Source organism: Mitsuokella jalaludinii DSM 13811 (assembly GCF_000702905.1).
GTDB classification, from domain to species: Bacteria; Bacillota; Negativicutes; order Selenomonadales; family Selenomonadaceae; genus Mitsuokella; species Mitsuokella jalaludinii.
The window spans coordinates 1-19,642 of the sequence record NZ_JNKR01000010.1 but is presented as its reverse complement, the minus strand read 5'-3'; the positions used below and the strand labels follow the sequence as shown (position 1 = coordinate 19,642).

The window sequence follows — 19,642 nt, the reverse complement described above, 5'->3', positions numbered from 1 at the left end:
TATAGCACAAAAAAAGACGCCCTAGGAAGCGGCGATGTGGGATTTATCATTGACAAATACGCGATAAACTGTCCTACTACGTTACTTAGTACTCTTCTCGCGTGGCGGGGTGGACCTTTTTCGGCTTCGGACTTCCGCTGAATGGGCCTCAAGCTGCTCCTGTGCCATAAAGAAGATTCGCCGCGGCAGGCGGCGAAATAACTTCAAGGACGGCTAGAAACATGGGGCACATTTAACGGAGCGACGAAGCCAGAATACATCCCCCCGCCCATCACGCAATCTGCCCGAGAGCGCTAAACACAAATGAAGATCCACGCCGAAGCCGAAACAGGTATCCCCGCCAGGTAAGAATTTCCCTAAGTAACGTTGCGCAACACTTTCCCACCTTCACCAGCGATTGCGGATTTTCCAGAATTCCGGGCTCAGCATGACGAGCAGGGTGAAGAGTTCGAGGCGGCCTAAGAGCATCTCGATGCAGAGGATGCTCTTGGTGAAGTCAGAGAGGCCAGCGAAGTTGCAGGTGGCGCCGGCTATACCGAAGGCGGGGCCGACGTTGCCGAGGGTGGTGATGCTGATGCCAAGGGCGTCGAAGGCGCCGATGCCGTCGAAGGTCAGGAGCAGCGCCCAGAGGACGATGCAAAGGATGTAGAGGAAGAAGAACTGCCCGACGCGCAGCAGGATGTCGCCGCCGACCTCGATGCCGTTCATGTGCGCACGGATGACACGGCGCGGGCTGAGTTTCTGATGGACAACGGCCCAGGCGTTCTTGGCGAGCAGGACGACGCGCGAGACTTTGACGCCACTGGCCGTCGAGCCTGCGCAGCCGCCGCTGATCATTAGCATCATCAAAACGCCCTTCGAGAAAGCGGGCCACTGGTCGAAGTCGGCTGAGACGAAGCCCGTCGTCGAGAGCGAGCCGACCTGGAAGCTCGCATAACGGAAAGCCTCGACGGGCTTCATGCCCATCGCATCGATGAGATTCACGGTGATCAGCAGCATGGCCGCTGCGAGGATCACGAGGTAGGCCTTGAACTCCGTGTTGTTCTTGAGCACGCGCGGCCCCTTTTTCCAGACGCGGTAGTAGAGGCCGAAGTTGCCGCCCGCGAGGATCATGAAGAAGGTCATCCATCCCTCGAGCGCGGGGTTGTCGAAGTGCATGGCGTTGTCGTCGTAGAGCGAGAAGCCGCCCGTGCCGAGCGTGCTCATCGCGTGCGCGATGGCGTCGAGGAAGGTGAGGCCGCAGAAGAGATAGATGACGCAGGCCGTGACGGTGAAAACCATGTACATGAGGAAGAGCGAGCGCGTCATCTCGCGCAGGCGCGGCAAGACGCGGTCGCGCGTCGGCCCCGTCGTCTCAGCGTTGTACATGTAGACCGTGCTCTGGCCGGCCTGCGGCAGCAGCGCGATGAAGATGACGATGATGCCGAGGCCGCCGAACCAGTGCGTCATCATGCGCCAGAACAGGATGCTGAACGGCTGCGACTCGATGCTCGTCATGACGGTCGCGCCCGTGCCCGTAAAACCTGAGATGCTCTCAAAGATGCCGTCGAGGAAGCCCAAAGAGCCGCTCAAAAGATACGGCAGCATGCCGAGGAAGGTCGCGAGCAGCCAGCCGAGGCCCGTGATGGCCGCGCCCTCGCGCATCGTCAGCTGCTCATTGCCGGAGCGGCCGTTGACGCGCAGCGCGAGCCCCACGAGCACGCAGATGCAGATGGAGACAGCAAAGGCCGGCGCACTCCTCTCCCAGCCGTAGAGCGCCATGAGGAAGGGGATGCCGAGGATGACGGCCTCCGCCAGGACGAGGCGCCCGAGCACGTAACAGATGATATCCCAGTTCATCCCCTAACCTCCTTTCTATCTGTATCGATTCCCTTACAAAACCAATCACCAATGGCGTCCGACAGAGCGGATGCCTCCGTCGAGCAGCACAAAGAACGAGAAGAGCTCGATACGCCCGATGATCATGATGAAAGCGCAGAAGAGCTCCATCCAGTCGGGCGCCTCCGCAAAGCTCATGATGCCGAAGAGATCTGCCGTCGAGCCTGCGCTCGTCAGGCAGCCCGCCGCAACGCCCATCGCCTGCATGAGGCTGATGCCCGAGAGTGAGATGACGAGCGTGGAGACGATGAAGATGCTCAAAAACAGGAAAAAGAACGACAGGATGCGCCCGACAATCTTCATCGGCACGGGCAGCCCGTCGATCTTGATGCTGACGACCATGTGTGGGTGCAGGGTGTGGCGGACTTCCGTCACGCCCATGCGCATGAGCACGAGCAGGCGCATGACCTTGAGGCCACCGCCCGCGCTGCCGATGCAGCCGCCGACAAAGACGAGCACGAAGAGCACGAGGCGCGAGAAATCCGGCCAGTCCCAGCACGGCGCGGAAACAAAGCCGCCCGTCGACAGGAAGGCCGCCGTCTGGAACAGACCGTAGCGCAGGCTCTCCGCCGCATCGTAGACACCCGAGCGGCAGAGATTCCAGGCGACGAGCACACCGCTCGCGAGAAAGAGCCCCGCGTAAGCCTGCAGTTCCGTATCGCGCAGCATGAGCCGGAAGCTCAGCCTGTCCCAGACCTTCCAGCAGAGCAGCGGATTGAGGCCCGAGAGCAGCATCGAGATGCCGGCCGCGAGCTCCAGCGCGATGCTGTCATAGGCGATGAAGTAACCCCGGTCAGCCGAGCCGCTCGACGACAGCGTCACCATCGACTGCGTCAGGGCTGCGAAGGGGTCGAGCCCGGCCAGCAGGTAGAGCACAAACGAAAGCCCCGTCAGCGCAGTGTAAACACCGAAGCCCTGACGCGCCGACTCGGCCATCTTGTTCCAGACAGGGCTGAAAAAAATGCTCTGGCGCGCCGACAGCGTCAAGCCGAAACAGCCGCTGACCTGCGGCAGGACGGTCGACAGGATGATGATGAAGTTGAGGCCGCCGAGCCAGTTCATGATGCTGTGCCAGAGGACGAGGCTCCGCGCCATGTCGCTGCGCGCGTAGTCGAGGCACGAGAGCCCCGTCGTCGTGATGGCGGCCACGCTCTCGAAGAACGCGTCGACAGGACTCGTCAGGACGCCCGAGAGCACGTAGGGCATCATGCCGAGGACGGAGAGCAGCGGCCAGACGAGCACCATGAAGAGCGCGCCTTCCCAGACATCGATCTGGCGCTTGTGGTCGCGGCCGAGCCAGCCAAAGCCCAGGCCGAGAGCCAGAGAGAGCACGGCCGGCACGAGGAAGGCCCAGCTCTTCTCCTCATGCCAGAGCAGGCTGTCCGCAAACGGCACGAGCAGGGCGAGCCCCACGATGGACGCGACGCCGCCCATGAGCAGCCAGAAGATGTCCAGCTGGCGTTTTCGCTGTTGGAGCTTGATCATCTCATTCCCTGCCCTTGAAATACTGCATGACCTTCTTGGAGAACTGCGTCTGGATGAAGAGGATTGTCCGGTCGCCCGGCTGGAGGACGGTCGCGCCGTTCGGGATGACGGCCTCGCCGTCGCGCACATAGGCGCAGACGAGGCAGGCGCGCGGCAGCTTGGCCTCCATCAGAGGCTTGCCCGCCACAGGCGCGCCTTCCTGCACGATGACCTCGACGGCCTCCGCCTTGGCGCCCTCGAGCAGCGATACCGAGACGACGCCGCCGCGGCGCGCGAAGGCCAGGACCTCGCTCGCCGAGAGCAGGCGGGCCGAGAGAACAATGTCGACACCGACTTTCTCCATGAGCTCCACGTACTCGTTGCGCGCGACGCGCACGACCGTCTTCGTCTTGTTGTGCGACATGTGGCGCGCGAGCAGCGCCAGCATGAGGTTGAGCTTGTCATCCTCCGTCAGGCAGACGACGACGTCCGCCTCCGCCACGCCTTCCTCTGTCAAGAGGTCGATGTCCGTGCCGTCGCCGCAGATGGCGATGCCGTCGACGAGCTTGTCCGCCATGAGTCGGCAGCGCTCCGGGTCCTTGTCGATGACCTTGACGCGCACGCCCTGCTTCTCGAGCATCGGCGCGAGCGCGCGGCCCGCGCGGCCCGCGCCGATGATGATGACGCGATGCAGCTTGCGGGCGTCGCGCTGCACGAAGGTCTGGCTGAACTTCTCGATCTCCTCTGGGATGCCGATGAAATAGGCGTTGTCGTGCGGCAGCAGACAGTCGTCGCCATGCGGGATGATCATGCGGTGGTCGCGGAAGATCATGCCGGCCAGCACGCCCTTCGGGAACTCGATGTCCTTCAGGGGGATATTCGCTAGCGGCGACGAGCGACGCACTTTCGTCTCGAACAGCCGGATCTTGCCGTGTGCGAAGTCCTCGACATCGAGCGCAGCCGGTGTCATGAGGATGCGGTTGATCTCGTTGGCAGTGATGAGCTCCGGGTTGAGCATGAGGTCGATGTCGAAATTCTCCTTGAGGTAGTCCTTGGCCTCGCTCATGAACTGCATATCGCGGATGCGCGCAATCGTGTGGCGGATGCCATGCTTCTTCGCGAGGATGCAGGCGACCATGTTGACCTCGTCGCTGGCCGTCACCGCGATGAGGATGTCAGCCCCGCGGATATCGGGGTCATTCATCGTGATGGGGCTCGCACCGTTGGCGAAGATCGTCAGTACATCGAGTGTGTTCTTGACGGCCTCCAACTGGCCTTCATCGTGATCGATGACGATCACGTCGAACTGTTCTTTTGAGAGGAGCGAGGCGATGCTGTAGCCCAGCTTGCCCGCTCCGACCACGACAATACGCAAGACGGCAGCCTCCTATACAAAATCAAATGATACTTTTCATTATACCATCTCCGCCCGTATCCAACAAAATTTTGGGCAAAGAAAAGACAGGGGCCGCTGGCCCCTGTCTCTGACGTGTGATATGTGGGAGGTCTCTTTATTACTCGGTGAAGAGTTCCGTCGAGAGGTAACGGTCGCCCGTATCCGGCAACAGAGCGACGATGTTCTTGCCCTCGAACTCCGGACGCTTGGCGAGCTCGATGGCAGCAGCGAGTGCTGCGCCTGAGGAGATGCCGATGAGCACGCCCTCGACATGGGAGAACTGGCGGCCGTACTTGAAGGCATCCTCGTTCGGCACGGCGATGACTTCATCGTAGACCTTCGTGTCGAGCGTCTCCGGCACAAAGCCTGCGCCGATGCCCTGGATCTTGTGCGGACCTGCCTGGCCCTTCGAGAGGACCGGGCTCGTGGCCGGCTCTACAGCGACGACGCGGATGTCCTTGTCCTGCTTCTTGAGGTAGTGGCCGACGCCCGAGAGAGTGCCGCCCGTGCCGACGCCAGCGATGAAGGCATCGACCTTGCCGTCGAGATCGTTGTAGATCTCCGGGCCCGTCGTCGCCTCATGGGCAGCCGGGTTGGCCGGGTTGGCGAACTGCTCCGGGATGAAGGAGTTCGGTGTCTCCTTGGCGAGTTCCTCAGCCTTGGCGATGGCGCCCTTCATGCCCTTCGAGCCGTCCGTCAGGACAATCTTCGCGCCGTATGCCTTGAGCAGATTGCGGCGCTCGACGCTCATCGTCTCCGGCATCGTCAGGATGGCTTTGTAGCCGCGGGCTGCTGCGACGCTGGCGAGGCCGATGCCCGTGTTGCCGGAGGTCGGCTCGATGATCGTAGCGCCCGGCTTCAGTTTGCCATCTTTCTCGGCCTGCTCGATCATGGCCTTCGCGATGCGATCCTTGACGGAGCCAGCCGGGTTGAAGTACTCGAGCTTCACGTAGATGTTAGCCTTGATGTCATTGGCCTTGATGAAGTTGTTGGCCTTCAGGAGCGGCGTGCCGCCGATCAGTTCCGTAACGCTGTTGTAGACTTTACCCATGGTGAATACCTCCATTTATATCATGTGTATTTCAGTGCGAGTTAAAACATATATGATTAATATGTTTATATATTAGCACAGCCTCAGCGCCTTGTCAATAGGGATTGACTTTTTCCTGTATTTCTAATATGATATAGCATACAAGAATGACATATATTTTCAATATGATTATTAGGAATGAGGGAACATCGATGAAGATTTCTGCTAAAGGCCGCTACGGGCTTGCGGCCATGACGTACCTGGCCCGCAATTACGCTTCTGGCTCGCCGGTCACGATCGTCAGTATCTCGGAGAAGCTCGGCATCTCGAAGATCTACCTCGAGCAGGTATTCTCGCTGCTGAAGCGCGCGCGCCTCGTCAATTCCATCAAGGGCAGCCAAGGCGGCTACCAGCTCTCACGCGCGCCGCGTGAGATCACGCCGTACGATATCCTCTCCTCCATCGAACTCTCTCTGATGGAGGAAACGGCGCCCGCCGCCCAGGAGAAGATGCCGGAACTCGACCGCGCACTCGCCGCCTGCGTCTTCACTCCGCTCGACGAAGCCATCCAGAAGACGCTCTCCTCTGTCTCGCTCGACGACATCCTCACGGCCATCGACAAAGAGAAATCGACCGAGAGCCTCATGTATTTCATCTGATTGACAGCATCATAGCATCAAAATGCGGCAGAACTTTGACTATCTCAGGGTTCTGCCGCTTCTTTCAAGCGAAAATGTGCCTATTTCGCAATAATTTTTATAGAAAACGTTCTCTATATGGTATTAATTCCATAAAATGAACCATTTTCCCCGCTATAGCCGTAAAATACAGTTTAACATCAGATTCAAACTGTAGTATAATAGCCGTAAGTTGTGAAGGAATACGCCCCTATCCCTATCATCGCTTACAACAGTCCGCAAGTTTTCTGTGCATGGCAGAAGGAGTCGGCCCGCCCGGTTTCCTGCTTTCATGCCGTCGGTTTTGTTGGAGGTGTTTCCCATGATGATCGACAATATCCGCGTTATCATCGAACAGGGTCCCTTCTCCGCGGAAGACGCACAGTATTATATCGAACGTATCAAAGCTACCACGAAATTCACATTGAAAAAGATCACATTCACACGTTCCGATACTTATCTGGATATCCGCTATGCATTTGCAGAGATTCCATTTGAGCGTATCCGCCGAGTCGCATTGGCGGCCCCACCAAAAAAACGTGCTGTAAATAACTGATTCTATCAGTCCTGTTTGCAAGACAGAAAGCCCCGAAGCAGTCCGCTGCTTCGGGGCTTTCTCTATATGCAGTTACGTCTGTCAGGGATTGAAGCGGAAGGCGTCGAGCTCCCAGACGCGGCCCGTGACCGTCTCTAGTGCGGCGTCGGCCTCGATGCGCAGCTCGGGGCGGATGTTCTTCTCGGGGAAGACGAGCATGCTCGCCACGTCTTCGCCGTGCTGGAAGAAGGCCTCGACGGCGGCGCGGTCGACGAACATCTGCAACGAGAGCACCTTGTCGACGAACATCTTGAAGCGGCGCACGCCGCGGCCGCCGTTCTTCATGCCCGTGCGGTCGATCGTCATGGCCTGCGTCGTGCGGTCGTACGAGAAGACTGTCTTCTCGAGGCCGTAGGCCAGCGTCATCGTGACCTTCTGCGCCTTGCCCAGCGTGATGTCCAAGAGGACTTCCGAGCCGTCGAAGAGGCGCGTGAGAATGCTGCTCTCCATGTCGGCATCGATGTCGATGGCCGTGCTCTCGATGCGCAGTGCCTTGAGCTCTGCAGCCGGGCGCGAGAAGATGTGCCCCTGGCGCAGCGTCAGCACGCGCGGCAGTGTCAGGCTGTACATCCAGCCCTTCTCGCGCGTCGGGTACTCTGCGTCCTTGTCCGGCATGCCCATCCAGCCGATCATGATGTGGCGGCCTTCGTGCTGGAGAACCTGCGGCGCATAGAAGTCGAAGCCGTGGTCGAGCTCCTGGAACTTCGTGTGCTGCATCATGTCCATGCTGTCGAGGGACAGATGACCCGCGATGTAGCCGGCCTGATAGATGTTCTGGCGGTCGAATTCGCGCGCCTCGAGGCCCTGCGGGCAGAAGATCAGCGCGTCGTAGCTGCCGAAGTGCAGCATGTTCGGGCACTCCCACATGTAGCCGAAGTCCTGGAGGCGTGTCTTGAGCTCGCCGAGGTTCTGCCAGCCGTCCTTCGTCTCCTTGTAGATGAGGACCGTGCCGCGCGGCTTCTCCTCGTCCGCCTGCGCGCCGATGACGAAGTAGCACTTGCCGTGGCGGTGGAAGAGGTACGGGTCGCGGAAGTGGCCCGTGATGCCCTCGGGACTGTCCGGCACGACGATCTCGTCCTTCTCGACATGGCCGTCCGCCTGCAGGGTACCGAGGCGCTGTGCCGGCGTGCGCACGCCGTCATTCTTGGCGTTGCAGGTGTAGAAGACGCGGACCTCGCCCTTCTCCGTGAAGCCGCAGCCCGAATAGCAGCCGTCCTTGTCGTGCTCGTCGCTCGGCCAGAGCGAGAGTTCCGGCAGCGAGTAGTGGACGAAGTCGCGCGTCTTCACGTGTGCCCAGCACTTGTTCTTGTGCTCGCAGCCCAGAGGGTTCCACTGGTAGAAGATGTGGTACTCGCCGTTCGCGAACGTCATGCCATTCGGGTCGTTGATGAGGCCGAACGGCATCTCGAGATGGAAGCGGTTGTGCCAGCGGTCCGTCAGGGGGAAGCCGGCCGCCACCTTGGCATCGATGGCCTTCTTATCAAACTTTTCCATAAGGATCTCCCTTCTATACAAACAAGAAAAGGGCTGCCGTAACGGCAGCCCTCATAGAGTTCTTACGCTTCGTCCTCTTTTTCCGGGTTAAACAGCGTGAACGTCAGAGCAAACGCTACGGCGAAACCAACGACATTGACGAGGATGTACTGCGGCAGGTGGTCGAGGTACAGGAGCGTACCCGGCAGCACCGTGATGCCCATGCCCGTGCCGGCAAGGTGCAGGAAGCCGGCAATGCCGCCTGCGCAGGCGCCGCCGACGAGCGCGTAGAGGAACGGCTTCATGAGGCGCAAGTTGATACCGAAGATGACCGGCTCCGTGATGCCGAGGAAGGCCGGCACGATCGAGGAAACGTAGAGAGCGCGCTTCTTCTTGTTCTTTGTGCGGGCTGCGACAGCGGCAGCGGCACCGCCCTGTGCGATGATGGCGCCCGTGATGATGGCGTTGAACGGATCGACGCCCGTCGTGGCGAGGAGCTGGACCTCAAGGGCATTGAAGACGTGGTGGACACCGAAGACGACGATGACCTGATGGACGCCGCCGACGATGAAGCCGCCGATGCCGTACGGCAGAGCGAGGAACGTCTGGATGGCACCAAAGACGGCGAGCTCAATCCAGTGCATGATCGGGCCGACGATGAGGAGGCCGAGAATCATGGAGATGAAGAGCGTCAGGAACGGCGTGACGATGAGGTCGATGACATCCGGGATGAAGGTCTTGAGCCATTTCTGGAGCTTCGCGGCGAAGATGCCAAGGACGAGGGCCGGCAGGACGGAGCCCTGGTAGCCGACGACCGGCACGCTGAGGCCGAAGATGTCCATCATGATTGGCTGTGCCTCACCGGCTGCGATCGCGTAGGCGTTCGGCAGCTGCGGTGCGACGAGCATGAGGCCGAGGACGATGCCGATGACCGGCGTGCCGCCGAAGCGCTTCGTCGTGGACCAGCAGACGAGCGCCGGCAGGAAGGCGAAGGCCGTATCCGTGAGGATCTGGCTCATGCGCAGGACATTGTCGCTGAACTGGACGCCAAGGCTCAGGCTGGCACCGCGCAGGCCCATGAAAAGACCTGTCGCGACGAGGACCGGGATGATCGGCACGAAGACGTCGCCGAGCGTGCGGGAAATCTTCTGGGCCATCGACATCTGTGCGTATGCCTCAGCCTTGTTGTTGCTGGCACCGGCGAGGCCCGTGCCGGCAACAAAGGCGTCGAATACCTTGTCGACGAAGCCCGTGCCGAGAATGATCTGGTACTGGGCCGCGGCGAAGAACTGGCCCTTGACGCCGTCGATATTCTCGATGGCCTTCTCATTGAGCTTCGACTTGTCGTTGATGATCAGGCGCAGGCGCGTCGCGCAGTGCTCTGCGCTGCGGACGTTGTCGCGGCCGCCAACGTACTTCCAGATGAGCTTGGCGACGCGCTCTTCCTTCGGAAGGTCGCTGTAGTCCTCTTCCGGCTCTGCAGGAGCCTCTGCAGCGGGGGCTTCCTCTTCAGCCGGCTCCGCCGTGACCGTCGTGATTTCCTTGTCGCCGAGCGCCACGGTGATCTTGTCGTAGTCGAAGGCATTCGTCACGAGAACCGGCGTCGTCGTGTCGTAGCCAGCCGACTTGATGCCCTCCGGGTCGAACTCGAGCAGGAGCTGGCCCTTCTTGACGGCATCGCCCTGCTCAATCTTGGCGTCGAAGTACTTGCCGCCGAGGTTGACCGTGTCGATGCCGACGTGAATCAGGATATCTGCACCATCCTCTGAATGGATGCCGATGGCATGCTTCGTGCCGAAGAGCACGGTGACGGTGCCGTCGACTGGCGAGTAGACCTTGCCCTCCGGATCTTTGACGGCAGCGCCCTTACCCATAGCGCCGCTGGCAAAAGCCGGGTCCTTGACATCTTTCAATTCGATGAGCTGTCCCTTGAGCGGACTGTTCAAGCGAATCTCTTTCATGAAGATTTCCCCCTTTTCTCTTTTCCTCTCATTTCGATTCGATTCCTCTTTATGAGACCGTTTTCATATTCCAAGTGTATAACGAAGACTGCGTTTTGTCAAGCAAAAAAACGTCACTCGCGGATCATATCGCGGAACTTCGTGTACTCCTTCTGGAAGTAGAGATTGACCGTGTCGACAGGACCGTTGCGGTGCTTGGCGATGATGACTTCCGTCTGGTTCTTGTGCTCCGTGTCCTTGTCGTAGTAGTCCTCGCGATAGAGGAACATGACGATATCGGCGTCCTGCTCGAGAGAGCCGGACTCGCGCAGGTCGGAGAGCATCGGGCGCTTGACCTGGCGCGCCTCGACGGAGCGCGAGAGCTGCGAGAGGGCGATGACCGGCACGTTGAGCTCGCGCGCGAGCGCCTTGAGGGAGCGCGAGATCTCGGAAATCTCCTGCTGGCGGTTGTCGCCGTTCTTGCCCGGCCGGCCCTGCATGAGCTGCAGGTAGTCGATGACGATGAGGTCGAGGCCGTGCTCCGCCTTGAGGCGGCGCGCCTTTGAGCGCAGGTCCATGATGGTGATGCCCGCTGTGTCGTCGATGTAGATTGGCGCGCGATTGAGCTTGTCGGCGACGGTGACGAGATTCGTCCAGTCCTCGTCGCCGAGCTGCCCCGTGCGCAGGAGCTGCGAGTCAATGCTGCCCTCGGAGCAGAGCATGCGCTGCATGAGCTGCTCCTTGCTCATCTCGAGCGAGAAGAAGGCGACCTTGCCGCCGTGCAGGCCGACGTACGAGGCGATGTTGAGGGTGAAGGCCGTCTTGCCCATCGACGGGCGCGCGGCGACGAGGATGAGGTCGGACGCCTGCAGGCCGCTCGTCAGGCGGTCGAGGTCCTTGAAGCCCGTCGGCAGGCCCGTAATGCCGCCCTTTGACTCGTAGAGCACGTTGATGCGCTCGAACGTGCGCATGAGGATGCTCTTGATCGGCTCGAAGCCGTTGGCCGTCTGCGAGCCTGCCACGGCGAGAATCTTCTGCTCGGCCGCGTCCATGATGTTCTCGACGGGCTGCGAGTCCTCGTAGGCCGCGCCGGCGATCTCTGTCGCCGCGTCAATGAGGCGGCGCAACTCGGCCTTCTCCTTGACGATCTTCGCGTGGTAGGTGACATTGGCCGCCGTCGGCACGATATTGGCGATCGTCGTGATGAACGGGATGCCGCCGATTTTCTCGAGCTCGCCGTCCTTGCGCAGCTGCTCTGTCAGCGTGACGAGGTCGACTGCCTCATCGTTCTCCGCGAGCTTCAGCATCGCATCGTAGACGCGGCGGTGCGCCTCGCGGTAGAAGTCCTCCGGCTGCAGGATCTCCTGCGCCTCGATGATCGCCTCTTTCTTGATCATCATCGCGCCGAGCACTGCCTGCTCAGCTTCGATGTTCTGAGGCGGCACACGATCTGGTAGTGCCATCTTCATTCCCCCTCAAAAATCAGCTGGAATGCCTCCTCGGCCGTCTCCACCGCGTGGATGTCGAGCCCTAAGAGGTCTTCTGGGATGTCGCGCTCGTTCTCCTTCGGGATCACGAGCGTCTTGATGCCGGCCTGGCGCGCGCCGTACGCCTTCTCAAAGACGCCGCCCACCGGGCGCACGCGGCCCGCGAGCGAGATCTCGCCCGTCACGGCCACATCCTGGCGGATCTTCTTCCCCGTCACGGCGCTGACGATGCAGGCGAGGATGGCCGTGCCGGCGCTCGGTCCGTCGATGTTGCCGCCGCCGATGACGTTGATGTGCACATCGTAGTCGTGGATATCCTTGCCCGTGAGCTGGCGCATGACGGACGCCGCGTTGAAGACGGAGTCCTTGGCCATGCTGCCGGCCGTCTCGTTGAAGCGCACCATGCCCTTGCCCTTCTCTCGCGCAGGGAAGGCCACGGCCTCGATCTCGATGACGGAGCCGAGGAAGCCCGCGACGCCGAGGCCGAAGATGTGGCCCTGCACGGCCGTGTGGCGCGCCTTGCGCGTGACGAACTGATAGAGGCGCGAGACTTGCGCGACCTCGTAGACGGCCTCGCGGCCGATCGTGAGTCCTGCCATCTCTCCATTCGCCTTCTCGAGCGCGAGGCTGTAGGCGTCGGCGAGGATGTTGATGGCCTTGCGCCCCTCCGTCGTGTACTCGGAGATCAGCGCCGCCACGCCCGGCTCGAGCGCGACCTCGAGCTTTGCCGCCGCATTCTGCACGATGGTCTCGATGTGCTTCGGCGTCAGCGGCTCGAAGTAGATCTCGGCGCAGCGCGAGCGCAGGGCGGGGTTGATGTGACCGGCGTCGCGCGTCGTCGCGCCGATCAGCACGAAATCAGCCGGCGCGCCCTCCTCGAAGAGCTTGCGGATGTAGGGCGGCACCTTCGGGTCAGTCGGGTCGTAGTAGGCCGACTCGAAGTAGGCGCGCTTGTCCTCGAGGACCTTCAAGAGCTTGTTCTGCAGCATCTCGTCCATCTCGCCGATCTCGTCGATGAAGAGGATGCCGCCGTGCGCCTCTGTGACGAGGCCCGGCTTCGGCTCGGGGATGCCGCTGTCCGCAAGCGTTCTCTGCGCGCCCTGGTAGATGGGGTCGTGGACAGAGCCCAGGAGCGGATTCGTGATGTCGCGCGGGTCCCAACGCAATGTCGTGCCGTCCGTCTCGACGAACGGCGCATCCTCACGGAACGGCGAAGACGGCTTCTTACACGCGGCCTCGAGCACGAGGCGCGCGGCCGTCGTCTTGCCGACGCCCGGCGGCCCGTAGAGCAGGAGATGCTGCGGGTACGGCGAGGAGAGCTTGGCGAGCAGCGATTTCACGGCGCGCTCCTGCCCGACGATCTCGCTGAAGTCGCGCGGGCGCAAAAGTTCCATGACCGACTGCGTCAGGTGGATGCTGTCGAGCTGCTCAAGCTTCTTGCGCTTCTCGGCGTCCTGCGGCGATTCCGCATCAGGCTTCTCCTCCTTGATGACCTGCTTGCGGATGTCGTCGACGTAGTCCTGGTGCTCCTGCTCAAGCTTCTCGTTGACCTTCTTCTCGATGCGGTCCTCGATATCCTTGCGCGCGCGCTTCTCGGCGATGCGCTCCGTCAGACGCTGGAGCACCTCTGGCAGGTCCTCCTCGCGCGGGGCGGGATGCAGGAGCGGATCCTCGTCGAGGATGCGCTGCAGGGCCAGCACGCGCTCGCAGCGTCCCGAGGAGCGCAGGAGATTCATCGCGTTCATGCGGCCGGCCTGTATGACGAGCGAATCCGTGCCGATGAGGTCGATGAGCGCCTGGTAGAGCGCGTCGATCTCGCGGTCGATTGGCAGCACCTCCGGCTCTGCGGGCGGCACCACTTCCTTCTGCTCATCGCGGTGAAAAAAACGATTGAAAAAGGACATATTCCCTCCTTTGTCTGCTAGATGCCTCTTCTGTCTGGAATCAAAAAGCCCCCTCTTGCGAGGAGGCTTCTACCGGGTCAATCACTCTGCGACGACGCTGACCTTGATCTTGCTCGTGACAGACGGATGAACCTTGATGACCGCCTCATAGACGCCGGTGCCCGTCACTTCACCCTGGATGGTGATCTTGCGCTTGTCGATGTCGATGTGCTGCTTCTTGAGCGCATCCGAGACATCCTTGCCCGTCACGCTGCCGAAGAGCTTGCCGCCCTCGCCGATGCGGACCGGGATCTTGACCTCGACCTTCTCGAGCTGCTTGGCCATGAGCTTGGCCTCGTCAGCTGCCATGGCCTCCTTGCGGGCCTTGGAGCCTGCCTGGGCATTGGCTACATTGAGGTTCTGCGACGTGGCCGGCACTGCTGCCTTGCGCGGCAGCAGGAAGTTGCGGCCGTAGCCTTCCGATACCTCTACGATATCGCCCTTCTTGCCGAGTTTCTTAACGTCCTGCTGTAAGATTACTTTCATCTTGATCATTCTCCTCTATGTACTTCTTGGCAATCTCGATTGCCTGTTGTTTGATATCTTCTACATCGCCGCCCTTGACCTGAGCGCCGGCGACGTTCTGGTGGCCGCCGCCGCCGAAGGCCTCCATGATGACCTGGACATTGAGCTCGCCCGTCGAGCGCGCGCTGATGCCCACTGTGTCCTCCGTGAGCTGGAAGACGACGATGCTCATGCGCACGTTCTCGATGCGCAGCAGCGAGTCCGCGACCTGCGCCGCGATGACCTGGCCATTCGAGATGAGCTCGGGGCATGTCGAAACGATGAGGCCGCCCTCGTAGAATTCCGACCGGGCCTCCGCCTTCGCGAGTGCGACGGTCGTCTCATAATCCGTGCGGAAGAGGTGGCGGACCATGACGGGATCGGCACCGCTGCGACGCAGGTAGGCCGCGGCGTCGAAGGTGCGCACGCCCGTCTGCACGGCGAAGTTCTTCGTGTCGACGACGATGCCGGAGTAGAGCGCTGTCGCCTCGACGCGCGAGAGCACGAGGTCGTCGCCGAAGTACATCAAGAGCTCTGTGACGAGCTCGCTCGACGAGCTCGAAGCCGGCTCGATGTAGACGAGCAGCGGGTTCTTGATGAAGTGCTCGCTGCGGCGGTGGTGGTCGATGACGATGACGCGCGGGATGCGCTCCAAGAGCGCCGGCGCCGCGACAAGGTGCGGGATGTGCGTGTCGACGACGACGAGCACGGGATTGAGTGCCGTCGTGCCCGCGAGATCATCCGCGTGCACGATGATGTCCCGGTATTCCTCGTTGTCCTTGAGGATGTCCTCGAACTTGCCGATGCCCTCGTTCATGTCGGACAGCACGATCTTGACGGGCTTGCCGAGCTGGCGGGCCATCTTGGCCACGCCCATCGAGGCGCCGAAGCAGTCGAAGTCCTCATTGTGGTGGCCCATGACGTAGACGGCATCGGCCCCCTCCATGATCTCGCGGATGGCGTGCGCGACGACGCGCGCCTTGACGCGCGTGTGCTTCTCCACGGCCTTGGCGCGGCCGCCGAAGAACTGCGTCTTGCCGCCGATCTGCACGGCGACCTGGTCGCCGCCGCGGCCGAGCGCGAGGTCGAGCCCCGCCTGGGCCTGCGTGCCGAGGTCGGCCATGCTCTGGCAGTCCGCCACCGCCACGCCCATCGAAAGCGTGACGGGCAGGCGGTTCGCGCTGTGGAGCTGCCGGACCTTGTCGAGGATGTCGAAACGGGCCGCGATGGCCTTGTCGAGGCCCTTGCGCTCGAGGATGACGACGTAGAGGTCATCCGACACGCGCCGCATGAAGCCGCCGAGGCTCTTCATCCATGTGTCGAGCTGCTGGTTGACCGAGAGCAGGAGCGCCGTGCGAGCCGCCTCGTCGAGCCCCTGGATGACCTCATCGTAGTTGTCGATCTGGATGTAGGCGAGAACGGTGCGGCTGAGCTTGTACGAGCTGCGCAGCGTCTCGAAGCCCGTGATGTCCTGCACGTAGAGCGCCATCAAGGGCGCCTGGTGCGGCGGCACGGGCACAGGCCGGTAGCGGACCTGATAGTAGCGGTCCTCGTTGGCAAAGACGTACTCGCCGACCGTGCCCCAGACGGGACCGATGATGACGGCGGGCCAGATATCCTTGACATCCGTGTCCTGCTCCGGCTTCTTGCCGGCGTACTCCGCCATGCGCTCATTGCACCACTGGATGCGCCCCTCCTGATTGACGATCAGGATGCCCTGCGGCAGGTCCTCGATGGCGTAGTTCATCATCTCATTGAGGTTGCGCACGACATTGCGGCAGTAGCGCTCAAAGCGGCGCGACCTGTCGTGGCAGCGCTCCTTCACAAAGAACGCCAGGCAAAGCCAGATGACAAAGGCGATCGCAGCGATGAAATAGTTGTAGCAAGACAGGATGCCGATGAGCATCAGTATTACGAACAGATGTATCGAAAGATCGATCCATGCCGAGAGATTCCGCGGCATTGTTTCACCTCATTCCAAATTATGCGGATATGCCTGCTGTCAGCTCTTCTTCTGGCCGAAGCGGCGCCGATAGTCGAACAGCATATCGAAAAGGCCCGTGAAGGCCAGGATCTGCATGAGGACACCGCCCAGCAGCACGAAAGCGTAGAGGCAGATGCGCATGACCTTGCCCACGCGGAAGCGGTCCATCACATAGCTCATCAGCGAGAGGCCCTGGATGACACCGGCGCCCATCGCCACCATGTTGAGGTTGAAGGCCGCCTGGTAGAGCGGCTGGATCTCGCGCGAGCCGCCCCAGTAGATGCCGACGAGCGCGAAGCCGAGCAAGTACAGGAAGAACTGTGGCAAGCGCCACTCCGCAAAGGGCGGCAGCTGCGGCACCGACTCGCCGAGCCGGCGCAGCACGCGGCTGCCGACAATGTAGGCGACGGCCGCGTCGAGCAGACCCATGACGCCGACGACGAACGGCAGCAGCAGATTGAGGTACGTCAGCGCCTCCTGCACCTGCGCGCGGCTCGCCTCGATGGCTGCCTTGTCCATGCCCATCTGCTCATAAACAGCAAACGTCTCGTCGAAGCTCTGCTGCATGACATCCATCTGCATGTTGAGCGGGTTGACCGATGTCAAGAGGAACAGCAGGCCGAACGTCAGGAGCTTGCCGGCGACCGACGCGACGAGCGTCGTGCCGAAGGCCTGCGCGCCGGACCATCTGCGCCGGAAGGCGTAGCCGAGCACGAGGCCGGTCGGCCCGAAGGACAGGACCATGCGCAGCGAGATGGTCGGCTCGATGAGCAGCGCCATGATGACGCCCGAGACGAGAACGGCCATCGCGCCCCAGCGCAGGCCGTGGCGCACGACGAGAACGATGACGGGGATTGCCCAGACGAGCGAGGCCACGACACCGACCACGGGCAGGTAGACTGCCGCGAGGGCCAGGATGACCGTCAGCGCCGACAAGAGACCACTCTCTGTGAGCGGCGTGATTCTATGTGAAGTCATGTCTTCATCCTTTCAAAACTAAGACTATTTTTCATTATATCAGAAGAACCGATTCCTGTCTTGCCAGCAGGTCCTAAAGCATCTGCCCCTAGCAAAAAGGCCCCGCGCTGCTGCGCGAGGTCTTTCCATGGCAATATACTGCTTTGACCGGTCACTGTGCCTGCGTTGTCACGACGCCGTAGAGCGTCGTATCGGCCTTTGTCTGGATGTAGAGCTCTGTGCCGGCCGGCAGACGGACATCCTTGCCGTGCACGAAGGCACCGGCCACGATGCCGACAGGACCGAGGACGGCGATGCCCGCGAGGCTTGCACCGGCGGCCATCGCGAGGCTCTTCATCTCTTTCTTGGCCGCTTCGCCGACGTGCGTGTCGACGTAAGTGCCATCAATCGACTTCGTCTTGTTGAAGTCGATGTTGACCTCTGCATTGCGGCCGAAGTTGCGCGCCTGCTTGACCTTCGTCACCGTGCCCTCGCCCGGCAGCCCCTTGGCGAAGACGAGCTTACCGTTGACGATGACATCGTCCGCGACCTTGTAGCGGATCGTGTCGCCAACCTTGAGGTTATCTGAGTCGACCGGCGTGACGAGCGCAATCTTGACGAGCGTATCAGCCGGCACGCGCACCTGGTCGAGCGGCAGGACGGCCGTGCCGAACGATGCCTTCGAGAGCGCCGTGAGGCGCTGCTTGTAGGTGCCCGTCCCCGTCTTGCCCATCATGCTCATCTCGAGGTCCGCCATGCGGGAATCGACAGGTTCCATGCTGACCTCGTGACCGATATTCCACTCGACGGCATTGAGGTCGGCGAGCAGCGACGGCTTCGTGCTGTTCGTGTAGACTTCGTTGTAGATAGCGTTGACGCGCGCCATCATGCTGCCGCTGCGGTGCGAGCCGTCGTAGTCCTTCTCGATTTTGTTGATGCGGTCGACGAGCGCGCCCGTCTGGATGGTACCGTATGTGTCCTTCTCGATCGCGCCGAGTTTGTCCTGGACCGTCTCCGGTGTCGCGGCCGCCGTGATGCCCATCGACGAGACGAAGAATACAGCGCTCATGACGGCGCTGACGAGCTTGCGGAATTTCATATATCGTTCCCCCTTGACCCGTATTGTCGGGATTCTCCCGGCATTCTGTCTTTGAATGTTGCCTATGTCTATTATTTTGGCATAGATCCTTGGAAATAGCAAGGAAAGCCGCTCATCCTTTTTGGTGGGCGCCCTCGGCCTGCGATTCCTCGTAGAGGCTGACCTTCGTCTCGACATCATGGTAGCCGGCCGGCTCCGGGTGGATCATGATGTCGAACGTGCCGAGCTCCTCGCGGATGAGCTGCTCGAGCTCATCGCAGATTGCGTGGACCTGTGAGAGATGCATGTTCCCGTCGAACAGCACGTGCACATCCAGGAGCTTGTAGGAGCCCGAACGGCGCGTCCTGAGGCAGTGGCAGCCCTTGACTTCGGGCACGCTCTCGATGATCTTGCGGATGCGCTGCTCCTCTGCCTCCGGCAGGCTCGCATCCGTCAGCTGCATCGTCGAATCGACAATCATGCGCCAGCCCGCGCGGAAGATGATGCCAGCGACGAAGATGGCGATGACCGGATCAAGCCAGGCCCAGCCCGTGACCTGCATGAGCACGAGGCCCGTCAGGACGCCGACGGACGTCCAGATGTCCGCGCGCAGGTGTAGACCGTCGGCCTCGAGTGCCTGCGAGCCCGTCTTCTTCGCCACGACAATGAGGCGGTGCGAGACGAAAAAGTTGATGACGATTGAGATGACCATGATCGCGATACCGTAGCTCAAGAACTCCGGCACGGCCGACGCATGGAACTTGTCCACGGCCTCGTAGACGATGCCAAGCGCGGCCGCCACGATGAGCACAGCCTCGACGGCTGCCGAAAGGTTCTCGTACTTGCCGTGCCCATAGTCGTGCTCCACGTCAGGCGGCGTCACCGACTTGCGCACGGCCCAGAAGGCGATGAGCGCGGCGATGAGGTCGACGCCTGAATGGAGCGCCTCCGAGATCAGGCTGACCGCGCCGACGTAGATGCCGACGATGAGTTTGAGGACGACGAGCGTCGTATTCGAGATGATGGACAAGTAAGCTGTCCGCTGCTTCAAGGCAGCATTCCTTGACATGAATATGCCCCCTAAAAAAATCGTTGTGGTATTCCGAGAAAAAGCTGGACAAAGCAGATCTGCCCCGCTATAATGAGTCTGTCGAGCGATCGACATACTCAAAAGCACTTATATTTCATATGTTTTCTTGCTTTTGGACGCGCGAGCGTCTTTTTTTTTGCCGTTTT

The 19,642-nt window shown here is 61.1% G+C and carries 15 protein-coding genes; 2 read left to right on the top strand and 13 right to left on the bottom strand.

Features of this window, described 5'->3' with window-relative positions; genetic code table 11:
• Nucleotides 1-387: 387 nt before the first annotated feature.
• From T518_RS06565 to cysK, 4 genes are all read right to left on the bottom strand, one after another.
• The gene (locus tag T518_RS06565; RefSeq protein ID WP_036377170.1) at nucleotides 388-1,839 is read right to left on the bottom strand and encodes a TrkH family potassium uptake protein; all 1,452 of its coding nucleotides are present in this window, start codon (nucleotides 1,837-1,839) and stop codon (nucleotides 388-390) included.
• A 45-nt stretch (nucleotides 1,840-1,884) separates the two neighbouring features.
• On the bottom strand, nucleotides 1,885-3,363 hold the full coding sequence (locus T518_RS06560; RefSeq protein ID WP_051652231.1) for a TrkH family potassium uptake protein: 1,479 nt from the start codon (nucleotides 3,361-3,363) through the stop codon (nucleotides 1,885-1,887).
• Nucleotide 3,364: 1 nt separating this feature from the next.
• Nucleotides 3,365-4,717 (bottom strand): Trk system potassium transporter TrkA, encoded by a 1,353-nt coding sequence (gene trkA / locus T518_RS06555; RefSeq protein ID WP_036377167.1) that lies wholly within the window; start codon nucleotides 4,715-4,717, stop codon nucleotides 3,365-3,367.
• Between the two features lie 139 nt (nucleotides 4,718-4,856).
• A complete protein-coding gene (cysK, locus tag T518_RS06550) occupies nucleotides 4,857-5,789 on the bottom strand; it encodes a cysteine synthase A (RefSeq protein ID WP_036377164.1) in 933 nt (310 codons plus the stop codon).
• A gap of 191 nt (nucleotides 5,790-5,980) precedes the next feature.
• Between cysK and T518_RS06545 the strand changes: the two genes are divergently transcribed.
• A complete protein-coding gene (locus T518_RS06545; RefSeq protein WP_036377161.1) occupies nucleotides 5,981-6,427 on the top strand; it encodes an RrF2 family transcriptional regulator in 447 nt (148 codons plus the stop codon).
• A gap of 340 nt (nucleotides 6,428-6,767) precedes the next feature.
• Complete coding sequence (locus tag T518_RS06540; RefSeq protein WP_036377296.1) at nucleotides 6,768-7,001, top strand: hypothetical protein; 234 nt, start codon at nucleotides 6,768-6,770, stop codon at nucleotides 6,999-7,001.
• A gap of 81 nt (nucleotides 7,002-7,082) precedes the next feature.
• Here the strand turns inward: T518_RS06540 and T518_RS06535 are convergent, their stop codons facing one another.
• From T518_RS06535 to T518_RS06495, 9 genes are all read right to left on the bottom strand, one after another.
• Complete coding sequence (locus T518_RS06535) at nucleotides 7,083-8,534, bottom strand: glycoside hydrolase family 32 protein (RefSeq protein WP_036377158.1); 1,452 nt, start codon at nucleotides 8,532-8,534, stop codon at nucleotides 7,083-7,085.
• A gap of 62 nt (nucleotides 8,535-8,596) precedes the next feature.
• Nucleotides 8,597-10,474, bottom strand: coding sequence for a glucose PTS transporter subunit IIA (locus T518_RS06530; protein WP_036377155.1), 1,878 nt, complete (start codon nucleotides 10,472-10,474; stop codon nucleotides 8,597-8,599).
• Between the two features lie 113 nt (nucleotides 10,475-10,587).
• The gene (gene dnaB / locus T518_RS06525; RefSeq protein ID WP_036377293.1) at nucleotides 10,588-11,916 is read right to left on the bottom strand and encodes a replicative DNA helicase; all 1,329 of its coding nucleotides are present in this window, start codon (nucleotides 11,914-11,916) and stop codon (nucleotides 10,588-10,590) included.
• A 2-nt stretch (nucleotides 11,917-11,918) separates the two neighbouring features.
• On the bottom strand, nucleotides 11,919-13,844 hold the full coding sequence (gene lonC, locus T518_RS06520; protein ID WP_036377152.1) for a Lon family ATP-dependent protease: 1,926 nt from the start codon (nucleotides 13,842-13,844) through the stop codon (nucleotides 11,919-11,921).
• Between the two features lie 81 nt (nucleotides 13,845-13,925).
• Complete coding sequence (rplI, locus tag T518_RS06515) at nucleotides 13,926-14,369, bottom strand: 50S ribosomal protein L9 (RefSeq protein ID WP_036377149.1); 444 nt, start codon at nucleotides 14,367-14,369, stop codon at nucleotides 13,926-13,928.
• A complete protein-coding gene (locus T518_RS06510; protein ID WP_036377146.1) occupies nucleotides 14,341-16,350 on the bottom strand; it encodes a DHH family phosphoesterase in 2,010 nt (669 codons plus the stop codon). The genes rplI and T518_RS06510 overlap by 29 nt, the downstream gene beginning before the upstream one ends.
• Before the next feature lie 39 nt (nucleotides 16,351-16,389).
• Complete coding sequence (locus T518_RS06505) at nucleotides 16,390-17,349, bottom strand: YybS family protein (RefSeq protein WP_036377143.1); 960 nt, start codon at nucleotides 17,347-17,349, stop codon at nucleotides 16,390-16,392.
• 151 nt (nucleotides 17,350-17,500) lie between these two features.
• On the bottom strand, nucleotides 17,501-18,397 hold the full coding sequence (locus T518_RS06500; protein WP_391510237.1) for a hypothetical protein: 897 nt from the start codon (nucleotides 18,395-18,397) through the stop codon (nucleotides 17,501-17,503).
• Nucleotides 18,398-18,539: 142 nt separating this feature from the next.
• Nucleotides 18,540-19,475 (bottom strand): cation diffusion facilitator family transporter, encoded by a 936-nt coding sequence (locus T518_RS06495; RefSeq protein ID WP_036377138.1) that lies wholly within the window; start codon nucleotides 19,473-19,475, stop codon nucleotides 18,540-18,542.
• Nucleotides 19,476-19,642 lie beyond the last annotated feature (167 nt).